Raw genomic sequence first — 17,765 nt, forward strand, 5'->3', positions numbered from 1 at the left:
GCACTTTGGTGATCGCCGCCGTGAGCGTCGTCTTGCCGTGGTCGACGTGCCCGATCGTCCCTATGTTCACGTGGGGTTTTGTGCGCTCGTATTTTTGTTTTGCCATTTTTCCTGCCTCCTCATGCCTTTAAATGCCGCATCGGGGCATTTGCGCCCGCCCGCCCGGCCTTTTTGCCAATCCAATTAAAAAACATGTCATATATCCTTAATAGACGACATGCCTTGCCCTTCGATTTGGTGGCGGCGCAGGGATTTGAACCCCGGACACTTCGGGTATGAACCGAATGCTCTAGCCAGCTGAGCTACGCCGCCATAAAATTGGAGCTGATGACCGGGATTGAACCGGTGACCTTATCCTTACCAAGGATACGCTCTACCGACTGAGCTACATCAGCGCAAATTGCCAACATGGCCGTCATCTGCGATCCGCCGCGCCGAAAGCGCGGAAACCATCCGACTTTATCATAACAACTTTAAGATTACTGTACAATGATACATGATAACGGTCTTTATGTCAACATGGATTTTCCATCGCGCACAAAAATCAATTTTCCAAAAGCAGGGAAGACAGGATATAATGAGAGCATGAGAGAAGAAAGAGGGCTGAAGATAACGGAATGCTTTGCGGGCGTAGAGTTGGCCAAAGAATGCTCGCCGTATTTTTGCGGCGCGAAAGGATGCAATCGCTATCGTAATCGCAGGGACGTTTCGCCAATTCCGCAACTTGCAATAAATATACGAATGGGCAAGCCACAAAAAAACGTCCGCATGGCCGCGCCGTAAACTCTCCGTCGGACACGCGCCCGGCTGCCGGATGGTCATTTCGCCGATAATCTTTACTATGTTCCATAATTATGTTATCATTATACTTTGCAGCGACCTTAATATTTTTTGGTTGAAGCGCTATACCAAGCGCGGCCGACAAATCCACCGCGCTGAACAGAAAATGATGGAATTTATCAGCAGCAATGAATATAGGGACCTTCTTCCCGATTTAAGATTTTTCCGGCCCTTGCCCTTTCGCCCTCCATGCCACTATCTTCGGCTCGGACGGGGCGGGCACGTTTTGCGGCCGCCTTATTTAGGGATTGTTTGCCTTGCGTTTGGCCGGGCCGCATTGTTTTCCCGCGAAACGCAGCTTGGTCTTCAGGAATCTCTAATGGCGATGTCCGGCGCCGCGGCGAACAAAAAGGACGCCGCAATTATTGCCGGGCAGCGCTATAACATTAATTGCGGCAGCAGCTCGTTTTTGTCGTGGGCTGCGAAGTCCGCCCTCCAGCAATCCCTTGCGGCGCTCCGCCCAAACTTTTCCCGCCCGGGCGGCGGCCAGGTTTTCGCGCGCCTTTGGCAAAAACACTGCCGTTATGCCGGGCGAAAAACTCTTTTGCCGCAAGCGGCGCGCACACGATTGTCAGAGGTTGCCTTGATACTGTTTCCCATTTAAAAGGAGGGGTGGCCTATAAACGGCCTGAGTATTTTCAGCGTCTTCTTCAACATCCTGGCGGTATTTTTGCTTGTCGGCCTGAACGGTTTTTTTGTGGCGGCGGAATTTTCCATGGTCAAGGTACGCGCGGGAAGGTTGGATACGCTGGTGCGGGAGGGAAACCGCCGGGCGCGTTACGCCCGCGCCATTGCCGAAAGCTTGGACGCTTACCTGTCGGCCTGCCAACTGGGCATAACCCTGGCTTCGCTCGGCCTTGGCTGGATAGGCGAGCCGGCGGTCGCCCACATGATAGCGCCGCTGCTTTATGATTTCGGCCTGCCGGCCGGCGCCGTCGGCAGCATATCTTTTATCGCCGCTTTCTCCATTATTACCGCCCTGCATATAATATTGGGGGAACTCATGCCTAAAACCTTGTCGATCCAAATGGCGGAAACCGTAACGCTTTTTACCGCTTTGCCGCTGATCGCTTTTTACAAGGCCATGTATCCTTTTATTTGGCTGCTCAACACTTTGTCCAACAAGCTTCTTGCCGGCATCGGCGTGAAAATAGACACGCCGCACGAGGCGGCCCATTCCGACGAAGAACTGCGCCAGCTCTTTGAGGAGAGCCACAAAAGCGGGCTGATTGATCAGACGGAAATGTCGCTGATGGACAACGTCATTGACTTTTCCGACCGCACGGCCAGAGAAATCATGATCCCGCGCACGGAAATGATTTGCCTTTATACCAATAAAAGCTTTGAGGACAACCTGGAAATAGCCCTGCGCGAACAGCTTACCAGATTCCCCGTCTGCGGCACGGACAAAGACAACATCATCGGGTTCGTCCACACCAAAGACATCCTCTACATGCTGGCCAAACAAACCAAAAAAGACATAAATTCCCTTATCAGGCCGCTGAACACCGTGCCCGAAACACTATGCATTTCCGAACTTTTTAAGCAGATGCAAAAAGAACGGGCGCAAATAGTGCTTTTGATCGACGAGTACGGCGGCACGGCCGGCATAGTAACGCTTGAGGACATTGTCGAAGAGGTTTTCGGCGAAATCCGGGATGAATTCGACGAGGAACGGGAACCCGTCGAGGAAATTTCGGAAGGCTACTCGGTGGACGGCCTGGTGCTGGTTGAAGACATAAACAATCTCCTGGGGCTGGAGCTTGACACAGAGGCGGCCGATACCATCGGCGGCTGGCTTTATTGCCGGATAGGCGTCGATCCGGCGCCCGGGCAGATATTCTCGTGCGGCGGCTATCAATTTGAAGTAGCGGAAGTCGTCAATTTGCGCATCGTACGCGTCAAAATCAGAAAACAGCCCGAAGGGGCGGACGAAGGCGCCGCGCCTTCCCCGCGCAGTTAAAGGCGCTATTTTTTATTATTTGGCCGTCCACAAAAAACGCTTTTTATGGTATAGTTATTTAGAGTGTTCACAATGTCAGATTTTTCAATAATATTTACGGATGTATTTTTATGAATACATTGAAGATCGAAATACAGCAGAAATTGAATATGACCCAGCAGCTTGTCCAGGCCATCGCCATTCTCGCCATGTCGGGGCAGGAGCTTAATGAATTGCTCGACAAAGAAGTGCTGGAAAATCCCGTGCTGGATTTTGCCGAGGACGGGCCGCCTCAATTTGAGGAGCGCTGGCCGTTGGCGCGCGGCCAAAATTCTCCGGACGTCGGCGCCCCTTACCCTTTAGCGAAGCAAAATACCAGCCTGCATGATTATATCATGCAGCAAATCGCCCTGAGCATAACAACCGCCGAAGAAAAAGCTATCGCCGAATACATTGTGGGTTCGCTTAACGCAAGCGGCTATCTTGAGCAGCCGCTTGGCCGCATAGCGGAAAAACTAAACACCACCCGGCAAGCCGTAAACAACGTGAGAAAAGCCATACAGGACATTGAGCCGCCGGGGTTCGCGTCCTTGAACATAGCCGAATTCCTGCTCCTGCAACTGAACAAAAAGGCGGACTGCGCCGATGTTGTTCTGGCTAAGGCCATAGTGCGCGATCATTTGTCCGCGCTTGCGCAAAAAGATTTTGAAAGCATCGCCATGGCGGTAGGCTGCGGCCTGCCGGAGGTAACGGCGGCGGTCGGCATCATCAAAAAGCTTAGCCCCCGCCCGGTCAACGGCTGGCTGGAAGACGCCGAAGCGCAATACATAACGCCTGACATAATTATCCGGAAAGCAGAAAACCAGTTCGTTGTATATTTGAACCCCATTTATCTGCGTGCCTTGCGCATACAGGATGAATATGCCCTCTTGCGCAAAAATGTTGACAAGGAAACGCAAAAATATATCAATAAAAACTTGCGCTCGGCGCAGTGGATCATCCAGTGCCTGGAGCAACGCGAAAAAACCATGCGCAAGGTCAGTGAAATCATCGTCGAGCTGCAACGCGATTTTTTGGAATTTGGCTTTCTGCACATGCGCCCGCTCACTTTACGGGAGGTCGCCCGTATAGCCGCCGTGCACGAGTCTACGGTAAGCCGCGCGATCAGCGGAAAGTACGCCCAGACGCCGCACGGCTCCATTCCCCTTAAAGCCTTTTTCCCCTCCGGCATAAATACCGATTCCGGCCGTAAAGTTAATTTTGCCCAAATAAAAAAACGCATAGCGGAAATAGCCAAATCCGAAACCGGCATGAGCGATAAAAAAATGGCCGACCTGCTTGCGCAGGAAGGCATCACGATCGCCCGCCGCACCGTTGCCAAATACCGCGGGACTCTTGGCATAAAGCCTTCTTTTGCCAGGAAAAAGCATACGTGACGGGTGCGCCGGCTCGCTATATATTTCATCAGACAATGCAGGAGGTTGCCGATGTCAGCTCTTGACATATTGAAAGAACGCGGGTTTGTCAAACAACTGTCCCACGAGGAAGAAATTGCCGCGTTGCTGAAAAAGGAAAAAATAACTTTTTATATCGGTTTTGACCCAACGGCGGACAGTTTGCACATAGGGCACTTCATCGCGCTCATGTCCATGGCGCACATGCAAAAAGCCGGGCACCGCCCCATCTGCCTCTTGGGCGGCGGCACCGCCATGGTGGGGGATCCCAGCGGCAAGGACAACATGCGCCGCATTATGTCCAAAGAGGAAATCGCCCATAACGCCGGGCGGTTCAAAAAGCAGATGGCTAAATTCATCGACTTCGGAAACGGCCGGGCGCTCATGGAAAACAACGCCGAGTGGCTGCTGGATCTTAACTATATCAATTTTCTGCGGGAAGTAGGCGTGCATTTTTCCGTCAACCGTATGCTCACGGCCGAATGTTTCAAGCAGCGCATGGAAAAAGGGCTGTCTTTTTTTGAATTCAATTACATGCTCATGCAGGCTTACGATTTTCTTGAGCTTTACCGACGTTATGGCTGCGTGCTGCAAATGGGCGGCGACGACCAATGGTCAAACCTTTTGGCCGGGGTTGAGCTTATCCGCAAAAAAGAAGGCGCGGGCGCTTTTTGCCTTACCTCGAAACTGCTGACAACCGGCGAAGGCAAGAAAATGGGCAAAACAGAAAAAGGGGCCTTGTGGCTGGACGCGGAAAAAACTTCCCCCTATGACTTTTATCAATACTGGCGCAATGTCGACGATGCCGATGTAATGGAGTGCCTGGCCTTGCTCACTTGGCTGCCGATGGATGAAGTGCGCCGCTTAGGGTCGCTTCGCGACAAAGAAATAAATTACGCCAAAAAAATCTTGGCCTTTGAAGTAACCAGCCTTGTCCACGGCGCGCAAGAAGCCGAAAAAGCGGCCGGAACCGCCGAGGCGCTCTTTGGCGCGGGCGGCGGCGTGGAAAACGCGCCGACGGTTTTTATCGCCAAGCAGCAGCAAGGCGGGAAGATGGCGGATGTCCTGGCGGCCGCCGGCATAACCGCCAGCAAGAGCGAAGCCAGGCGGTTGATCGCCGGCGGCGGCATTTACGTCGGCGAGGAAAAAATAACCGATCCGGAAGCAGCGTTTGCCCCGGCCATGTTTGACGGCGACGGCAGCCTTCTGCTCCGCAAAGGCAAAAAGACTTACCATCGGATAGTCGTAAAATAAAAAAGCCTTGGCGGCATGGGGAAAGGGATGTTTTGGCAGTGTCCGACTGGGCGGAATTTATTAAGTCGCATTTTAACAATGACGTTGCGTTTAACAAATTCATGGGCATAGAGGTAATAGATACCGCGCGCGGGAGCGCGCGGATCCGGATGCCGCTTTTTTCCGTCCACGCGAACTCTTACGGCATCGCGCACGGCGGCATTTGCGCGGCGCTGGTGGATTCGGTAACCGGCATCGCTTTGCGCACCCTGAAATATAAGATAGTAACTATTGAGACCAATACCGTGTACTACGCCCCGGCCAAAATCGGCGGGTTTTTGTACGCTTCGGCGGAAATGGAACAGGCGGGCAGGACAATACTGCACGCCAAAGCCGAAGTCCGCGCGGAGGACGGCAAGCTGGTAGCGGGAGGCAAGGCCATATATTTTGTTCTGGGCGAAGACGACGGCGTATACGGCACAGGGCGCAAATAAGGCGGCGGACAACGCGCCGTTAAAATTCCCCCGCCCTGTTGCAGGAATATCGCGATAATTGTCGAAGTTGGCAAAAGATATATAAATTTTCGCGGGAGATGTTCCTTATTGATGAAAGCGGTGGTGGTGTTTTCCGGCGGGCAGGACAGCGCCACCTGCCTGTTGCAGGCAATAAGTTTGCGCGGCGCGGAAAATGTGGAAGCCTTGTCTTTTTCTTATGGGCAAAAGCACGAATTGGAGCTGGAAGCGGCGCAGTCAATCGCAAAAGAGCTAAAGGTCAGGCATACGGTCATGGACGCCGGGCTTTTAGGCCAAATCGCGCAAAGCGCGCTTTTAAAGGGCGGCGGCGAAATAAAGCAAGGGAACAAATACCCCAATACGGTCGTGGACGGACGCAATATGTTGTTTCTTTTCCTGGCGGCCGTTTACGCTAAAAGCAAGGACGTCAAAGACATTGTCGCCGGCGTCTGCCAAACTGATTTCAGCGGCTACCCCGACTGCCGCGATATTTTCGTAAAATCGCTCAATGTTACTTTAAATCTCGCCATGGACTATGAATTCAGGCTTATCACGCCGCTCATGTGGCTTAGCAAGAAACAGACCTGGGCGCTTGCCGACAGCTTGGGCCGCCTTGAGTTCATAAGGGCGCGGACGCACAGCTGCTACAACAACGTGCGCGGCGGCTGCGGCAGCTGCCCCGCCTGCATGCTGCGCGAGCGCGGCTACCGCGAGTACGCGGCGGAAAAAGAAGCGAAATGAATCGCGCCAAAGCGGGCGAAAAGCGGACATTTCCCTTGACATGCCGCAGCGCGCGTTTGGTGCGGCGCGGTTTGGCCGGCCGGAGATCCCTGAATTATGATATTTAAGGAGAGCGCATGCGATGAGTACGTTTCTGATAAATGAAATTTTTTATTCTTTGCAGGGCGAAGGCTTCAACACCGGCAGGCCGGCTGTTTTTATCCGGCTGTCCGGCTGCAACCTCCACTGCGTTTGGTGCGACACCGATTTTGCGGCAAACGACGAAATGGACATTGATGCCATCCTTTCCATTGTGCGGGCTTTTGAGGTCAAGAACGTCGTCATTACCGGCGGGGAGCCGACCATGCACGAGAATTTGCTTGATTTGGCGCGTTTGCTGAAAAGCCACGGGTATTGGCTGGCCTTGGAAACCAACGGCGTCAACGGACTGCCGGAGGAAGCGGAACTGCTTTTCAACTATATATCCGTTTCCCCTAAATCCTTTTACGCCTCTTTGTACGAAAACGCCTCGGCGATAAGTTTCGCCGACGAGGTGCGGGTGGTGGTGGACGGCGACGTGTTTGATTTTTGCGTGTTCATTGAAGATCGCATTGTCGCGCAGCATTATTATCTTTCGCCTTGCTGTTCCATTGACGAGAAATTCAACGTCCTGCCGACCATTCAAACCTTGGGCAAGCTTAATATGCGCAAAGGTTCCAAAAAATGGGGGCTGTCCTTTCAAACCCATAAAATGGCCGACATGCAGTAGCGCAGGGCCCGCCAAAGGAACACGGCCGCGTGGGGGGGAGGGGTAAGCATTGTTCTCTTTTGAAGAAACGGTCCGTTTCGCCGACACCGACATGATGGGCGTGGCGCACCACGCCAATTACTTTCGGTGGTTCGAGTCTGCCAGGGTGGCTTTTTTGAAAGCCGCCGGCATTGATCTTTGGGACTTGATGAAAGCCGGCTATTCTTTTCCGATCAGCGACGCGCGTTGCGTTTACAAGGTTTCCGCGCGTTACGGCGATTGCCTTGGCATACAGGTAACAATGCCCGAATTGACGCGGGCAAAGATGGTGTTTTCCTACCAGGCGCGCCGGCGCGCCGATGCCGCATTGCTGGCCGAAGGCCATACCTGCAACGTTTTTACCAATGCGGGCGGCAAGGTCGCGCGGCTTTGCGATGAATTTTATCAGCCGCTTCTTAGTTTTTACGAAAAGGAAAAGTCCGCCGCCGGGGGCGAACCGTGACGGCCGTTTATGTGCTTTTGGCGGCCGCGCTTTTGCTGGCGGCGGCTGTTTGCGTTTATATAGCGGCGCAGGGCGACGAGGCGGTCGCCATTTTGCCAAAGGAGCGCGAAAAGTTGTCCTGCGACCTGATAGATGAGCGGCGGGCGGTTTTCTCCCTCAAAGTGCCTTTCGCGAACGCCGGCCGGCAGGACGGGATTGTGCTGGACGCCTTCGCGCGTCCGCTTTTGCCCCGGGAACAATTTGACCTCGGGCTTTTGAGCGCCCGGCTGGAAAGGGAGGCGGCGCGGCGCGGCGACGGCTATCTGGAAGCTTTTATCGCGCGCGCCGGCATGCGCGGCAATTTTATCCTGACAATGGAATTTGTGCCCCAAGAGGGCGTTTCCGTTTCCGAATTGTTCGCCGGCATGGTCGACATAACGATTGACCTTTATTGCTCTTTGGTGGGGCGCGGCGCGCCCAAAATAAGAAAAACGGCTCTTCGCCTGCCTTTGGAAGAGATCCGTGACGGCGCGGCAAAGGGGATGAAACTATGAAGGTTGTGCCGGTAAAGACCAGGATATTGACGGAACGGGACGATATCGTCAAGGCTGTCGCCGAATATACGCGTGGACAGGTTGAAGCCGACGACGTCATAGCCGTGGCGGAAAGCGTCCTCGCGATCACGCAGGGGCGGGCAAAACGCCCGGAGGACATGCGGCCGTGTTTCCTCGCCAAAATCCTCTGCCGCTTCTTCCCGCAAAAAGGCAGCCTTTCCGCCCGGCACAGTATGCAGGCGCTCATGGAGGAAGAAGGGCGGCTGCGGGTATTGTGCGCTTTCGTCGCCGGGTTTCTGGCCAAACTGGCGGGAAGGCCCGGCGTGTTTTACCAACTGGCGGGCGAACAGGCCAGGCTTATTGACGACGTTACAGGAACCATGCCGCCTTTTGACAAGCATATAGTTTACGGGCCGAGAGATTCCGACAAAGCGGCCGAATCCATCCGTATCGCCACCGGCTGCCGCGGCGCGGCGATCGTCGACGCGAACGATTTGCAGCGGGCGGCGGTGCTGGGCGTTTCCGCCGGCCTTGACGCCAAAGGGCTGGAAACAATTTTGCGGGACAATCCTTTCGGCAACGACAGCCAGAAAACGCCGATCGTGATCATCAAAGATTACGCGGCGTAATGCTGTCCACCGGAGGGAAACCGCCTATTTTGATTTTTTGGGGGTGGCCAGGTTGCTGCTGGGAATAGATGTCGGCGGCACGTTTACCGATGCCGTGATCATTGAAAACGAACGGGTGCTTTATAGCGCAAAACGCCACACCACGCACGGCAATGTCGCCGAGGGCCTGCTCGCGGCGCTGGACGGCGTGCTGGAAGGCTCCGGTGCGGCCGGCAAGCTGAAACGGGCGGCGATCTCCACCACTTTGGTTACCAACGCCATAGCGACAGGCCAATTGCCGAAAGTCAATATATTCGCCGTGCCGGGTCCGGGGTTTGACTGCCGGAAAGCTTTTCCGGCGCCGCCTGTCGTTATTGACGGCTATACGGATCACCGCGGCCATAATGTACACTACGCAAAACTGCCGGCTACGGCCGGCGGCTTTCTTGCCGGCGCCCCGGCGGTAGTGTCGGCCAAGTTTTCCGTCCGCAATCCCGAAAGCGAACTGGCCCTTGAGCGGGAGTTGAAAGCGCGCGGCGTCAAGGACGTCGTTACCGGCCACAGCATGTCCGGCCTCTTAGGGTTCATCCGGCGTACCAATTCCGCTTATTACACGGCGGCCACGCTGGATTTGTGCGCCGGTTTTTTTGCGGCCGTCCGGGAGGGGCTTAAAAAGCGCGCGATACACGCGCCTTTGTATGTGCTTAAAGCCGATGGCGGAACCATGCCGGAAAATTTGGCCGGAAGATACACGGCCGAAACATATTTTACCGGCCCGGCCGCCAGCGCGGTGGGGATAAAGGCGCTTGTCAATCCCGCTCGGCGGGCTGTTTCGCTTGATATAGGCGGCACGACTACCGACATAGCTTTCTGGGAGGGCAACCGGCCGCTTTTCGGCAAGCGCGGGGCGAAAATAAACGGATATCCAACCGCGGTGCGGGCGCTGCATCTTTCTTCCGTGCCGGTCGGCGGCGACAGCTGCCTCAAGCGGACGGAAAGCGGGATCGCGATTGGCCCCGGGCGGGTGGGCCCGGCCATGGCCTTGGGCGGATCCGTGCCTACCCTGACGGACGCCTTTTTGCTTTTGCGGTTTGACGATTTTGGCGACGTGGAAAAAGCGCGTTCGGCAATGCGCAGCCTTGCGCGGCCGGGCGAGGCGCCGGAGGCGGTCGCGGGCGAAGCGGTGCGGGCGGCCGCCGGCAAAATAGTCGCGGTGATCAGGGAAATGATCGAAGAATACGCGCTGGAACCGGTGTATCGCGTCGAGGACGTTATAAAAGCCCACAAATTCGCCCCGGAACTGGTAATCGGCATCGGCGGCGCGGCCAAAGGGCTTGTGCCGGAAATAGCCGGGCAGCTTGGCCTGCCGTTTGACATTCCGGCGGCCGCCTTGGTGGCCAACGCCGTGGGCGCGGCGGTAGCGCGCCCGACTATTTTAGGCGTACTCCGGGCGGATACCGCGCTGGGCCGCTGCATACTGCCGCAAGCGGCGCAGGGCATGGACATTGACCGTAAATTCTCCGTCCGGGACGGGGAGATCCTGCTCACGGAGTGGCTGCGCCGAGAAGCGCAAAACGGCGGCGTGGAGTTTCACGGCGCGGAAACGCTCTGGCAGGAGCAATTCCCCGTAATCCGGGACGGCTGGCAAAGCGGCAATATAATCAACATAGCCATGCAACTTACGCCGGGCGTATTTTTTACTGTGAAAGGAGCTGGCGGACAATGACGGCACCTTTGGGCCTGGTATTTTTCCCGGCGGTGGACTGGATGATTTCCGAAACGCATCCAGAGCGGCAGGAACGGCTTATTTACACCTACGATCAGATCGTGGAGGAAGGGCTTCTCGATCTTGCCGCGATAAGGGAATACAAACCGCGCGTGGCCGGGCGGCGCGACATAGAAAGAACGCACATCGTTGTGCCCGACCTTAACAACATCGTAACCGACGCTCATTTAGTCTCGGCCGGCGGGACCTTGACGGCGGCCGACGCAGTCATGAAAGGGGAAGTAAAAAGGGCTTTCGCGCTGGTGCGCCCGCCGGGGCACCACGCTATGCGGGTGGCGCACGGCATAAGGGGTTTCTGCACTATTAACATAGAGGCGATCATGATTGATTATCTGCGGAAAACTTACGGCGCCGGCCGCATAGCCGTAGTGGATACGGACGTGCATCACGGCGACGGGACGCAGGAGATATTTTATCACGACCCTGACACGCTTTTTATATCCTTTCACCAGGACGGGCACACGCTTTACCCCGGCAGCGGATTTATGGAGGAAGCGGGCAGCCCTTACGCTTTCGGCGCGACCATCAACCTGCCCCTTTTGCCGGAAACGGGCGATGTGGGCGTACATCTTTTGTTCGACGAACTTATCCGGCCGATACTGGACGATTTTCAGCCGGACATCCTGATAAATTCCGCCGGGCAGGACAATCATTACACCGACATGCTGGCCTCCATGCAGGTTACGGCGCAGGGCTACGCCCGCCTGGCCGACAAACTGAAAGCTGATATAGCGGTGCTGGAAGGCGGCTACTCGATAGAGGCGGCCCTGCCTTATGTCAATACCGGCATAGTGCTGGCCATGGCCGGTCTGGATTATTCGCGCGTGCTGGAACCCGACCGGCGGGATTTGCGCCCGGAAGGCAAGCACACGGCGGCGCGCGTCGCCCAGCTTGTCAGCGACGGCCGGGCGCTCTGGTCGGCGCGCGGCAAGCTTAAAGCCGAAAAGATCGCTAAAGCCGGCTCTTCCTGGACGAGAAAAAAACCGATCTATTACGATACGGACGGGATACGCGAGATGCAGACGGAAACCGCCTTTTACTGCCCCAAATGCCCCGGGTACCTTACTATCGACAGTTCGGCGCGGGGCAGCTATTTCGGGGAGCAGTCGGCCTTTATCGCGGTTGTTTGGGCGGCAAGCTGCCCGGATTGCGCCAAACGCGCCTATGACGCGGTGCTGCGCGCCAAAAAGCAAGGCGGGCATGATTACTTTTTTGTGCAGGACAAGGCCAAAGACCTGTTGGAAAGGATATAAATGCGGACTGACCCAAAAGAGCGCGGCCGCCGGCGCGATCTGACAGCAAGGCCGGACGGCGCCGCTAAACCCGCTATAAAGAAATTGCTGGCGGCGACCGGCAATGCCGGCAAAGCGCGCGAATTCGCGCGCCTGCTGAAAAACCGGCCTTTTTCCCTGCTGACACTGGCCGATTGGCCGGATATCGCCGCGCCGGAGGAAACCGGCCTGACCTTTCTGGAAAACGCCAAAGCAAAAGCCGGCTATTACGCCCGGCTGACCGGCGAATGTTGCGTAGCGGACGATTCCGGGCTGGAGGTGTACGCGCTCGGCGGCGCGCCGGGCGTCATGTCCGCCCGCTACGCCGGGGAAAAGGCGGATGACGAAGAAAACAACCGGCTTTTGCTGCAAAACATGGCGGACAAGGACGACCGCGCCTGCCGTTTTGTTTGCGCTGTCGCCTTATCTGACGCGGCCGGCGGCATAATATTCAGCGCCGTAGGCGAAACCGAAGGGACATTGCTGCGGGAAGGCCGCGGCGGCGAAGGGTTTGGCTATGACCCGCTTTTTTTCGTTCCGGCGCTGGGGAAAACGCTGGCCGAGGCAAGCCCGCAGGAAAAGGACGCGATCAGCCACCGCGGACGGGCGCTGGCCGCGCTGCTGGAATTTCTGCAATCTTCGCGCTTGGCGGGCGGCGCCGGCGCGGATTAATAATTTAATGCTCCCGGATTAAAACAAGGCGGCAAATTGGCCGCAAAGCAAAGACAGCATGTTTTTTGTCCGGAAACGGTACCAAGGACGCGCAAAGACCCGGAGGGCTCTGAGGATGTTTATCGGCGTAACCGGCGACACTCACGGCGATACGGCGGCGCTAAGGACGCTGGCGGCGCAAAAGGGCGTTGCCGAATGGCTGCACACCGGCGATTTTTGCCGCGACGCCCGCCTTTTGCAAGAACTGTCAGGCCTGCCGGTAAAAGCGGTAGCGGGCAACAACGACTTTGCGCCCGATCGTTTCGCTTACAACAAAATGCTTTTAAGGGGCGGCTGTAAAATATGGCTGACGCACGGGCATAACTGCTGGGACCTTTTGGCGGAAAACCAGCGGATGAACGCCGACATAATCGTTTACGGGCACACGCATGTCCCGGACATCTTCCGGCGCGAAGGCATATTGTTCATAAACCCCGGCAGCCCGGCTTTCCCGAGGCGCGGCAGCGCCAAAGGCTACGCCTTGCTGACGGCGGCCGAAGGCAAGCCGCCCGCCGCGCGTTTTGTCGCCTTGCCCGCTTTATAATAAATTAACTTGTAATAAAGCATTTATAAAGATAAAATTAACATAACAATAAAAATTTATATTTGGAAAATGCAGGAGGCAAATTATGGGGCTGAAAGAGGATGCGTTGAGGTACCATGCGGAACATACGGGGATTTTGGGGGTAGCGTCAAAGGTCAAGCTGACCAACAGGGAGGAATTGGGCCTGGCTTATACGCCGGGCGTGGCGGAGCCTTGCAAGGTGATAAAGGAAGATCCGGAACAGTCGTTTGCCTTGACTTGCCGCGGCAACATGATCGCCGTAATCAGCGACGGCACGCGGGTGCTCGGATTGGGCGACATAGGCGCGGTCGCCGCCATGCCGGTCATGGAAGGCAAAGCCGTGCTGTTTAAATCCTTTGCCGACGTGGACGCCGTGCCTATTTGCGTCGACAGCAAGGACCCGGAAGAAATCATCAGGACGGTCAGGCTTTTGCAGCCGTCTTTCGCCGGTATCAACTTAGAGGATTTCTCCTCCCCTAAATGTTACGACATAGAAGACCGGCTCAAAGAAATCATGGACATACCGGTGTTTCACGACGACCAGCACGGAACGGCGATCGCCGTTTTGTCCGGCGTCGTCGCCGGCCTGCGGTTCGTGCGGAAAGATCTAAAGACCGCCCGCGTCGTGGTGAATGGCTGCGGGGCGGCCGGCAGCGCGGTTGCGCGTCTGCTGGTCCGTATGGGCGCCGAGAACGTCCTGTCCGTGGATTCTTGCGGCATACTTTATGACGGTATGGACGCCGGGCTTAACAGAATTCAACTGGAAGTCGCGAAAAACACCAACAAAGGCAAAATCAAAGGCGATTTAGTCACGGCGGCCAAGGGGGCCGACGTACTCATAGGCCTGTCCGGGCCGCGCCTTTTCACCAAAGGGCTTATGCAAACCATGAACAAGGGCGCCGTGGTGTTCGGCTGCGCCAATCCCGTGCCGGAGATAGATTATGACGAGGCCAAAGCCGCCGGGGTCAAAGTGGCGGGAACCGGCCTTTCCGTCCATCCCAACCAGATAAATAATGTAATGGTGTTCCCGGGGCTGTTTCGCGGCGCGCTTGACGTCAGGGCCCGCCGGGTAACGGAGGAAATGAAAATCGCGGCGGTCTACGCCCTGGCCAATCTGGTAGATGAAAAAGAACTGCGCGAGGATTATGTGGTGGCGGACGCTTTTGACCCGAGAGTGGCGCCGACTTTGGCCGCGGCCGTGGCCAAAGCCGCCGCAGAGCAAGGCGTCGCGCGCTTTAAAGTCGACGCGCGGGAAGTTTACGACAATACTCTGGCGCGCGTAAAGAAACTCAGGGGAGAATAAAGGGGGGACACACCCATTGAGGACAATAACTGCTGACAGTATAACCCAGGCGGTAAAAAAACTCTGCATAGACGTAAATTATTACCTGACCAAAGACATGTACTGCGCCTTGAAGGAAGCGGCCCAAAAAGAAGAATCCCCGCTCGGCCGGGAAATAATTCAAACAATCGTCGACAACGCCGACTTTGCCGGCAGGGAAAATGTGCCGCTTTGCCAGGATACGGGCCTTACGGTAGTGTTCGCCGACGTGGGACAGGACGCGAGGATAGAAGGCGACTTTGAGCGCGCAATCAATAAAGGCGTGGCGCTCGGCTACACGGAAGGGTATCTGCGCAAGTCGTCCGTGAACGACCCGGTATTTGACCGCAAGAATACCCTTGACAACACGCCGGCCATCATCCACACGCGGCTCGTGCCGGGCGAAAAACTTAAATTGCGGCTGGCCGTCAAGGGCGCGGGCAGCGAAAACATGGGCGGGCTGAAAATGCTCAAGCCTTCCGACGGGCCGGAAGGCATAATCAAATTTGCCGTCGATACGGTAAGAAGCGCCGGATCCAATCCTTGTCCGCCGGTGGTGGTCGGCATAGGCATCGGCGGGACAATGGAAAAAGCGGCGCTTTTAGCCAAAGAATCCCTCCTGCGCCCGTTAGGCGACGTAAACCCCGATCCCCGCTACGCCAAAATGGAAGCTGACATATTGGAAAAAGTCAACAATACCGGCATCGGCCCGCAAGGCTTGGGCGGCCGGATAACCGCCATCGCGGTAAAAATTGAATGTTTCCCTACGCACATAGCGCAGATGCCGGTGGCGGTGAACCTTAATTGCCATGCCAGCCGCCACGCGGAAATAGAACTTTAGGAGGCTGGGAAGATGGCGGAGAAAAAAACCATTAAAATAACGACGCCCCTCACGGACGCGGCTGCGCGCAGCTTAAAAGCGGGCGACAGCGTCAGGATTACCGGCCCTATCTTCACCGCGCGCGACGCCGCGCACAAGCGCCTGACGGAAACGCTCGCCCAAGGCGGCAAACTGCCTTTTGACATAAAAGGGCAGATAATTTACTATGTCGGCCCCTCCCCCGCCAAACCCGGCCAGCCGATCGGCTCGGCCGGCCCCACTACCAGCGGCCGCATGGACAAGTATTCGCCGGAATTGCTCCGCCTTGGCATGAAAGGCATGATCGGCAAAGGTTCGCGCGCCCAGGAAGTCATCGATGCGATAAAACGCTACGGCGCGGTCTATTTTGCCGCGATCGGCGGCGCGGCCGCGCTCATCGCGCAAAGGGTGAAATCTTACCGGGTGGTTGACTACGAAGACCTTGCATCCGAGGCGCTCGCGGAAATGATCGTCGAGGATTTCCCGGCGATCGTCGTCATCGACAGCGAGGGCAATGATTATTATAAAATAGGGTTCAAAAAATATTGCCGGGAATGAAAAACGCCAAACGCCTGTAACGAATCCCCGCGTGCGGTCCGCCGAACGCAAAACGGCGCAAAGTGCCCCCTGCCAAAAGCGCCGCGCTACGGGCTTTTGTTTTGATGCCATCAATTCGGGAGAAAAAGTTTTTTCGGGCAATTTAAAAGGGGAAATTATCCGAAAATCACGCCGAACAGCAGATTGGGCGCATAACCATGTCCGGCACGCTTGCTTTGGCCACAAAACCGCAAGCGGCTGCCCGAAATTGCCATAAAGCCACCAAAAGCCGCCGGCGGCGGCAATCGGTGGCTTTATTTGTCCGAAGGTTCGGCGGGAATTGATCATCTGCAAAACCAATAATTAATTTTATAGTAAGGTTTATTTTTTCTTTGCTTTAGGGGCCGGCTTTTTGGCGGCCGGTTTTTTCGCCGCAACTTTAAGAGGGTCGGCACTTGCTGCGCGCGGGCGTTCGCCTGCGACTTGATGTACTACTTCGGCTGCTGCTTTCTTGCCGTTGGTGGCTACCTTAAAGGCTTTGCCGGCTCTGAATGCGGGAACGGTAGCGGCCGGGATGCTGATCTCGACGCCGGACTGCGGGTTCTTGCCTTTGCGCGCGGCGCGGGCACGCGCCTCAAAAGAACCAAATCCGGCTATCTGCACCCTGTTTTTGGCGGCAACGTCTTCCTTAATCGCTTCAAAAAGGGCGCTTACAGCTTTATCGGCACTTTTTTTGGTAATTTCCGCTTTGGCGGCGACAACATTGACCAAATCCGATTTGTTCATTAATAAAACCTCCCAAAATTTTGCTGTGCGCCTTTCTGAACGCACTTCTTGACTTATAATTCACGCTATTTTCCTGTTTTCCTGCCGTCCGCGCAAAAAAACCGCGTGAAATATGACCTTTTCGCAAAAAAATAAGACAAAAGTCCCGGACAATTTCCTCCGCCCGGATGCTCGGCGACAGTTCCCGTTTTTTATGCTGTTCCCGGATTGAAACACTTTTTAAGATTTGCGGGACAATTTGCCATCTTGCGCGGCGCAAAACGCGGGCGATCCCCTATGTTCAGCGAGATTTTAGGGCAAAGCGCGGCGGAAAATTCGCCAAAAGCCAAAAGATGGGCGTTGAACGGCAGCGTTAACAGGCTCCCTTTATCTGCGGGCAGTTATACAGGGCTTCTCGCAAATTAATTGCGGGCGCGAAAATCCCCCTCCAAAAAAAATCACAAAAATTTTTATAAAACGCTTAACAAATGAAACAAAAATTACGATATAATAGTTGTGGATAGGCACAGTATGCCCAAACGAATCTCGCTGCAGGAGATAACGTCCGGCATCGGCCTGCATAATAAGGAACAAGCAGCAAAAAAAGGGTAAGGAAGCCCGAAAGAATTCAAGGAGGAATAGTTAAATGGCATCGATTATCAACCACAACATCCCCTCGCTGACCTCGCAGAGGTATTTGGGGGTCAACAACCGCGCGGCGGAAAAGTCCATGGCGCGGCTGGCGTCGGGCCTTAAGATCAACAGCGCGGCGGACGACGCGGCGGGCCTTGCGATTTCGGAAAAGATGCGCGGGCAGGTGCGCGGCCTCGACATGGCGAAGAAGAACGCGCAGGACAC

General features: G+C 55.6%; 19 protein-coding genes, 2 tRNA genes and 1 pseudogene. 18 read left to right on the forward strand and 4 right to left on the reverse strand.

All coding sequences use genetic code 11. The annotated features are described in order from the left end of the window. The 3 genes from LBO03_07470 to LBO03_07480 all read right to left on the reverse strand — a co-directional run. Window positions 1-106 (reverse strand): hypothetical protein (locus LBO03_07470; protein MDR3349427.1); only part of this gene is annotated, 106 nt, incomplete at its 3' end. Window positions 107-235: 129 nt separating this feature from the next. Further along, a tRNA-Met gene (locus LBO03_07475) sits at window positions 236-312 on the reverse strand. 7 nt (window positions 313-319) lie between these two features. Continuing rightward, a tRNA-Thr gene (locus tag LBO03_07480) sits at window positions 320-395 on the reverse strand. Between the two features lie 94 nt (window positions 396-489). On the opposite strand from LBO03_07480, the gene LBO03_07485 reads away from it, so the two are divergent. From LBO03_07485 to LBO03_07565, 17 genes are all read left to right on the forward strand, one after another. Then, window positions 490-783 carry a hypothetical protein gene (locus tag LBO03_07485; protein ID MDR3349428.1) on the forward strand — a complete coding sequence of 98 codons (294 nt, stop codon included), beginning with the start codon at window positions 490-492 and terminating at the stop codon, window positions 781-783. 727 nt (window positions 784-1,510) lie between these two features. Continuing rightward, window positions 1,511-2,803, forward strand: coding sequence for a hemolysin family protein (locus LBO03_07490; GenBank protein ID MDR3349429.1), 1,293 nt, complete (start codon window positions 1,511-1,513; stop codon window positions 2,801-2,803). A gap of 110 nt (window positions 2,804-2,913) precedes the next feature. Then, window positions 2,914-4,218, forward strand: coding sequence for an RNA polymerase factor sigma-54 (rpoN, locus tag LBO03_07495; GenBank protein MDR3349430.1), 1,305 nt, complete (start codon window positions 2,914-2,916; stop codon window positions 4,216-4,218). A gap of 51 nt (window positions 4,219-4,269) precedes the next feature. Next, complete coding sequence (gene tyrS / locus LBO03_07500) at window positions 4,270-5,490, forward strand: tyrosine--tRNA ligase (protein ID MDR3349431.1); 1,221 nt, start codon at window positions 4,270-4,272, stop codon at window positions 5,488-5,490. A 38-nt stretch (window positions 5,491-5,528) separates the two neighbouring features. After that, entirely contained in the window at window positions 5,529-5,963 is a 435-nt protein-coding gene (locus tag LBO03_07505) for a PaaI family thioesterase (protein ID MDR3349432.1), read from the forward strand. A 111-nt stretch (window positions 5,964-6,074) separates the two neighbouring features. After that, window positions 6,075-6,722: a 7-cyano-7-deazaguanine synthase QueC gene (gene queC / locus LBO03_07510; protein MDR3349433.1), complete on the forward strand. Its 648-nt coding sequence runs from the start codon at window positions 6,075-6,077 to the stop codon at window positions 6,720-6,722. Window positions 6,723-6,843: 121 nt separating this feature from the next. Further along, on the forward strand, window positions 6,844-7,470 hold the full coding sequence (locus tag LBO03_07515) for a 7-carboxy-7-deazaguanine synthase QueE (GenBank protein ID MDR3349434.1): 627 nt from the start codon (window positions 6,844-6,846) through the stop codon (window positions 7,468-7,470). 49 nt (window positions 7,471-7,519) lie between these two features. After that, window positions 7,520-7,951: an acyl-CoA thioesterase gene (locus LBO03_07520; GenBank protein MDR3349435.1), complete on the forward strand. Its 432-nt coding sequence runs from the start codon at window positions 7,520-7,522 to the stop codon at window positions 7,949-7,951. Beyond that, entirely contained in the window at window positions 7,948-8,484 is a 537-nt protein-coding gene (locus LBO03_07525) for a hypothetical protein (protein ID MDR3349436.1), read from the forward strand. Before LBO03_07520 ends, LBO03_07525 begins: the two co-directional genes overlap by 4 nt. Further along, the gene (locus LBO03_07530) at window positions 8,481-9,113 is read left to right on the forward strand and encodes a coenzyme F420-0:L-glutamate ligase (GenBank protein MDR3349437.1); all 633 of its coding nucleotides are present in this window, start codon (window positions 8,481-8,483) and stop codon (window positions 9,111-9,113) included. The genes LBO03_07525 and LBO03_07530 overlap by 4 nt, the downstream gene beginning before the upstream one ends. A gap of 52 nt (window positions 9,114-9,165) precedes the next feature. Continuing rightward, window positions 9,166-10,818 (forward strand): hypothetical protein, encoded by a 1,653-nt coding sequence (locus LBO03_07535; GenBank protein MDR3349438.1) that lies wholly within the window; start codon window positions 9,166-9,168, stop codon window positions 10,816-10,818. Continuing rightward, complete coding sequence (locus LBO03_07540) at window positions 10,815-12,131, forward strand: histone deacetylase (GenBank protein MDR3349439.1); 1,317 nt, start codon at window positions 10,815-10,817, stop codon at window positions 12,129-12,131. The genes LBO03_07535 and LBO03_07540 overlap by 4 nt, the downstream gene beginning before the upstream one ends. Then, on the forward strand, window positions 12,132-12,821 hold the full coding sequence (gene rdgB, locus LBO03_07545; protein MDR3349440.1) for an RdgB/HAM1 family non-canonical purine NTP pyrophosphatase: 690 nt from the start codon (window positions 12,132-12,134) through the stop codon (window positions 12,819-12,821). Window positions 12,822-12,936: 115 nt separating this feature from the next. Further along, a complete protein-coding gene (locus LBO03_07550; protein ID MDR3349441.1) occupies window positions 12,937-13,404 on the forward strand; it encodes a metallophosphoesterase in 468 nt (155 codons plus the stop codon). Window positions 13,405-13,489: 85 nt separating this feature from the next. Next, window positions 13,490-14,728 (forward strand): NADP-dependent malic enzyme, encoded by a 1,239-nt coding sequence (locus LBO03_07555; protein MDR3349442.1) that lies wholly within the window; start codon window positions 13,490-13,492, stop codon window positions 14,726-14,728. A 16-nt stretch (window positions 14,729-14,744) separates the two neighbouring features. After that, entirely contained in the window at window positions 14,745-15,587 is an 843-nt protein-coding gene (locus LBO03_07560; GenBank protein ID MDR3349443.1) for a fumarate hydratase, read from the forward strand. 12 nt (window positions 15,588-15,599) lie between these two features. Then, window positions 15,600-16,163, forward strand: a complete 564-nt coding sequence (locus LBO03_07565) for a Fe-S-containing hydro-lyase (protein ID MDR3349444.1) — start codon at window positions 15,600-15,602, stop codon at window positions 16,161-16,163. A gap of 501 nt (window positions 16,164-16,664) precedes the next feature. Here LBO03_07565 and LBO03_07570 read toward each other — a convergent pair. Further along, a pseudogene (locus tag LBO03_07570) lies at window positions 16,665-16,928 on the reverse strand (HU family DNA-binding protein). Between the two features lie 625 nt (window positions 16,929-17,553). Here LBO03_07570 and LBO03_07575 point away from each other — a divergent pair. Further along, on the forward strand, window positions 17,554-17,765 hold a 212-nt coding region (locus LBO03_07575), incomplete at its 3' end, for a flagellin (GenBank protein MDR3349445.1).

It is taken from the genome of Acidaminococcales bacterium, assembly GCA_031290885.1.
Lineage (GTDB): Bacteria > Bacillota > Negativicutes > Acidaminococcales > JAISLQ01 > JAISLQ01.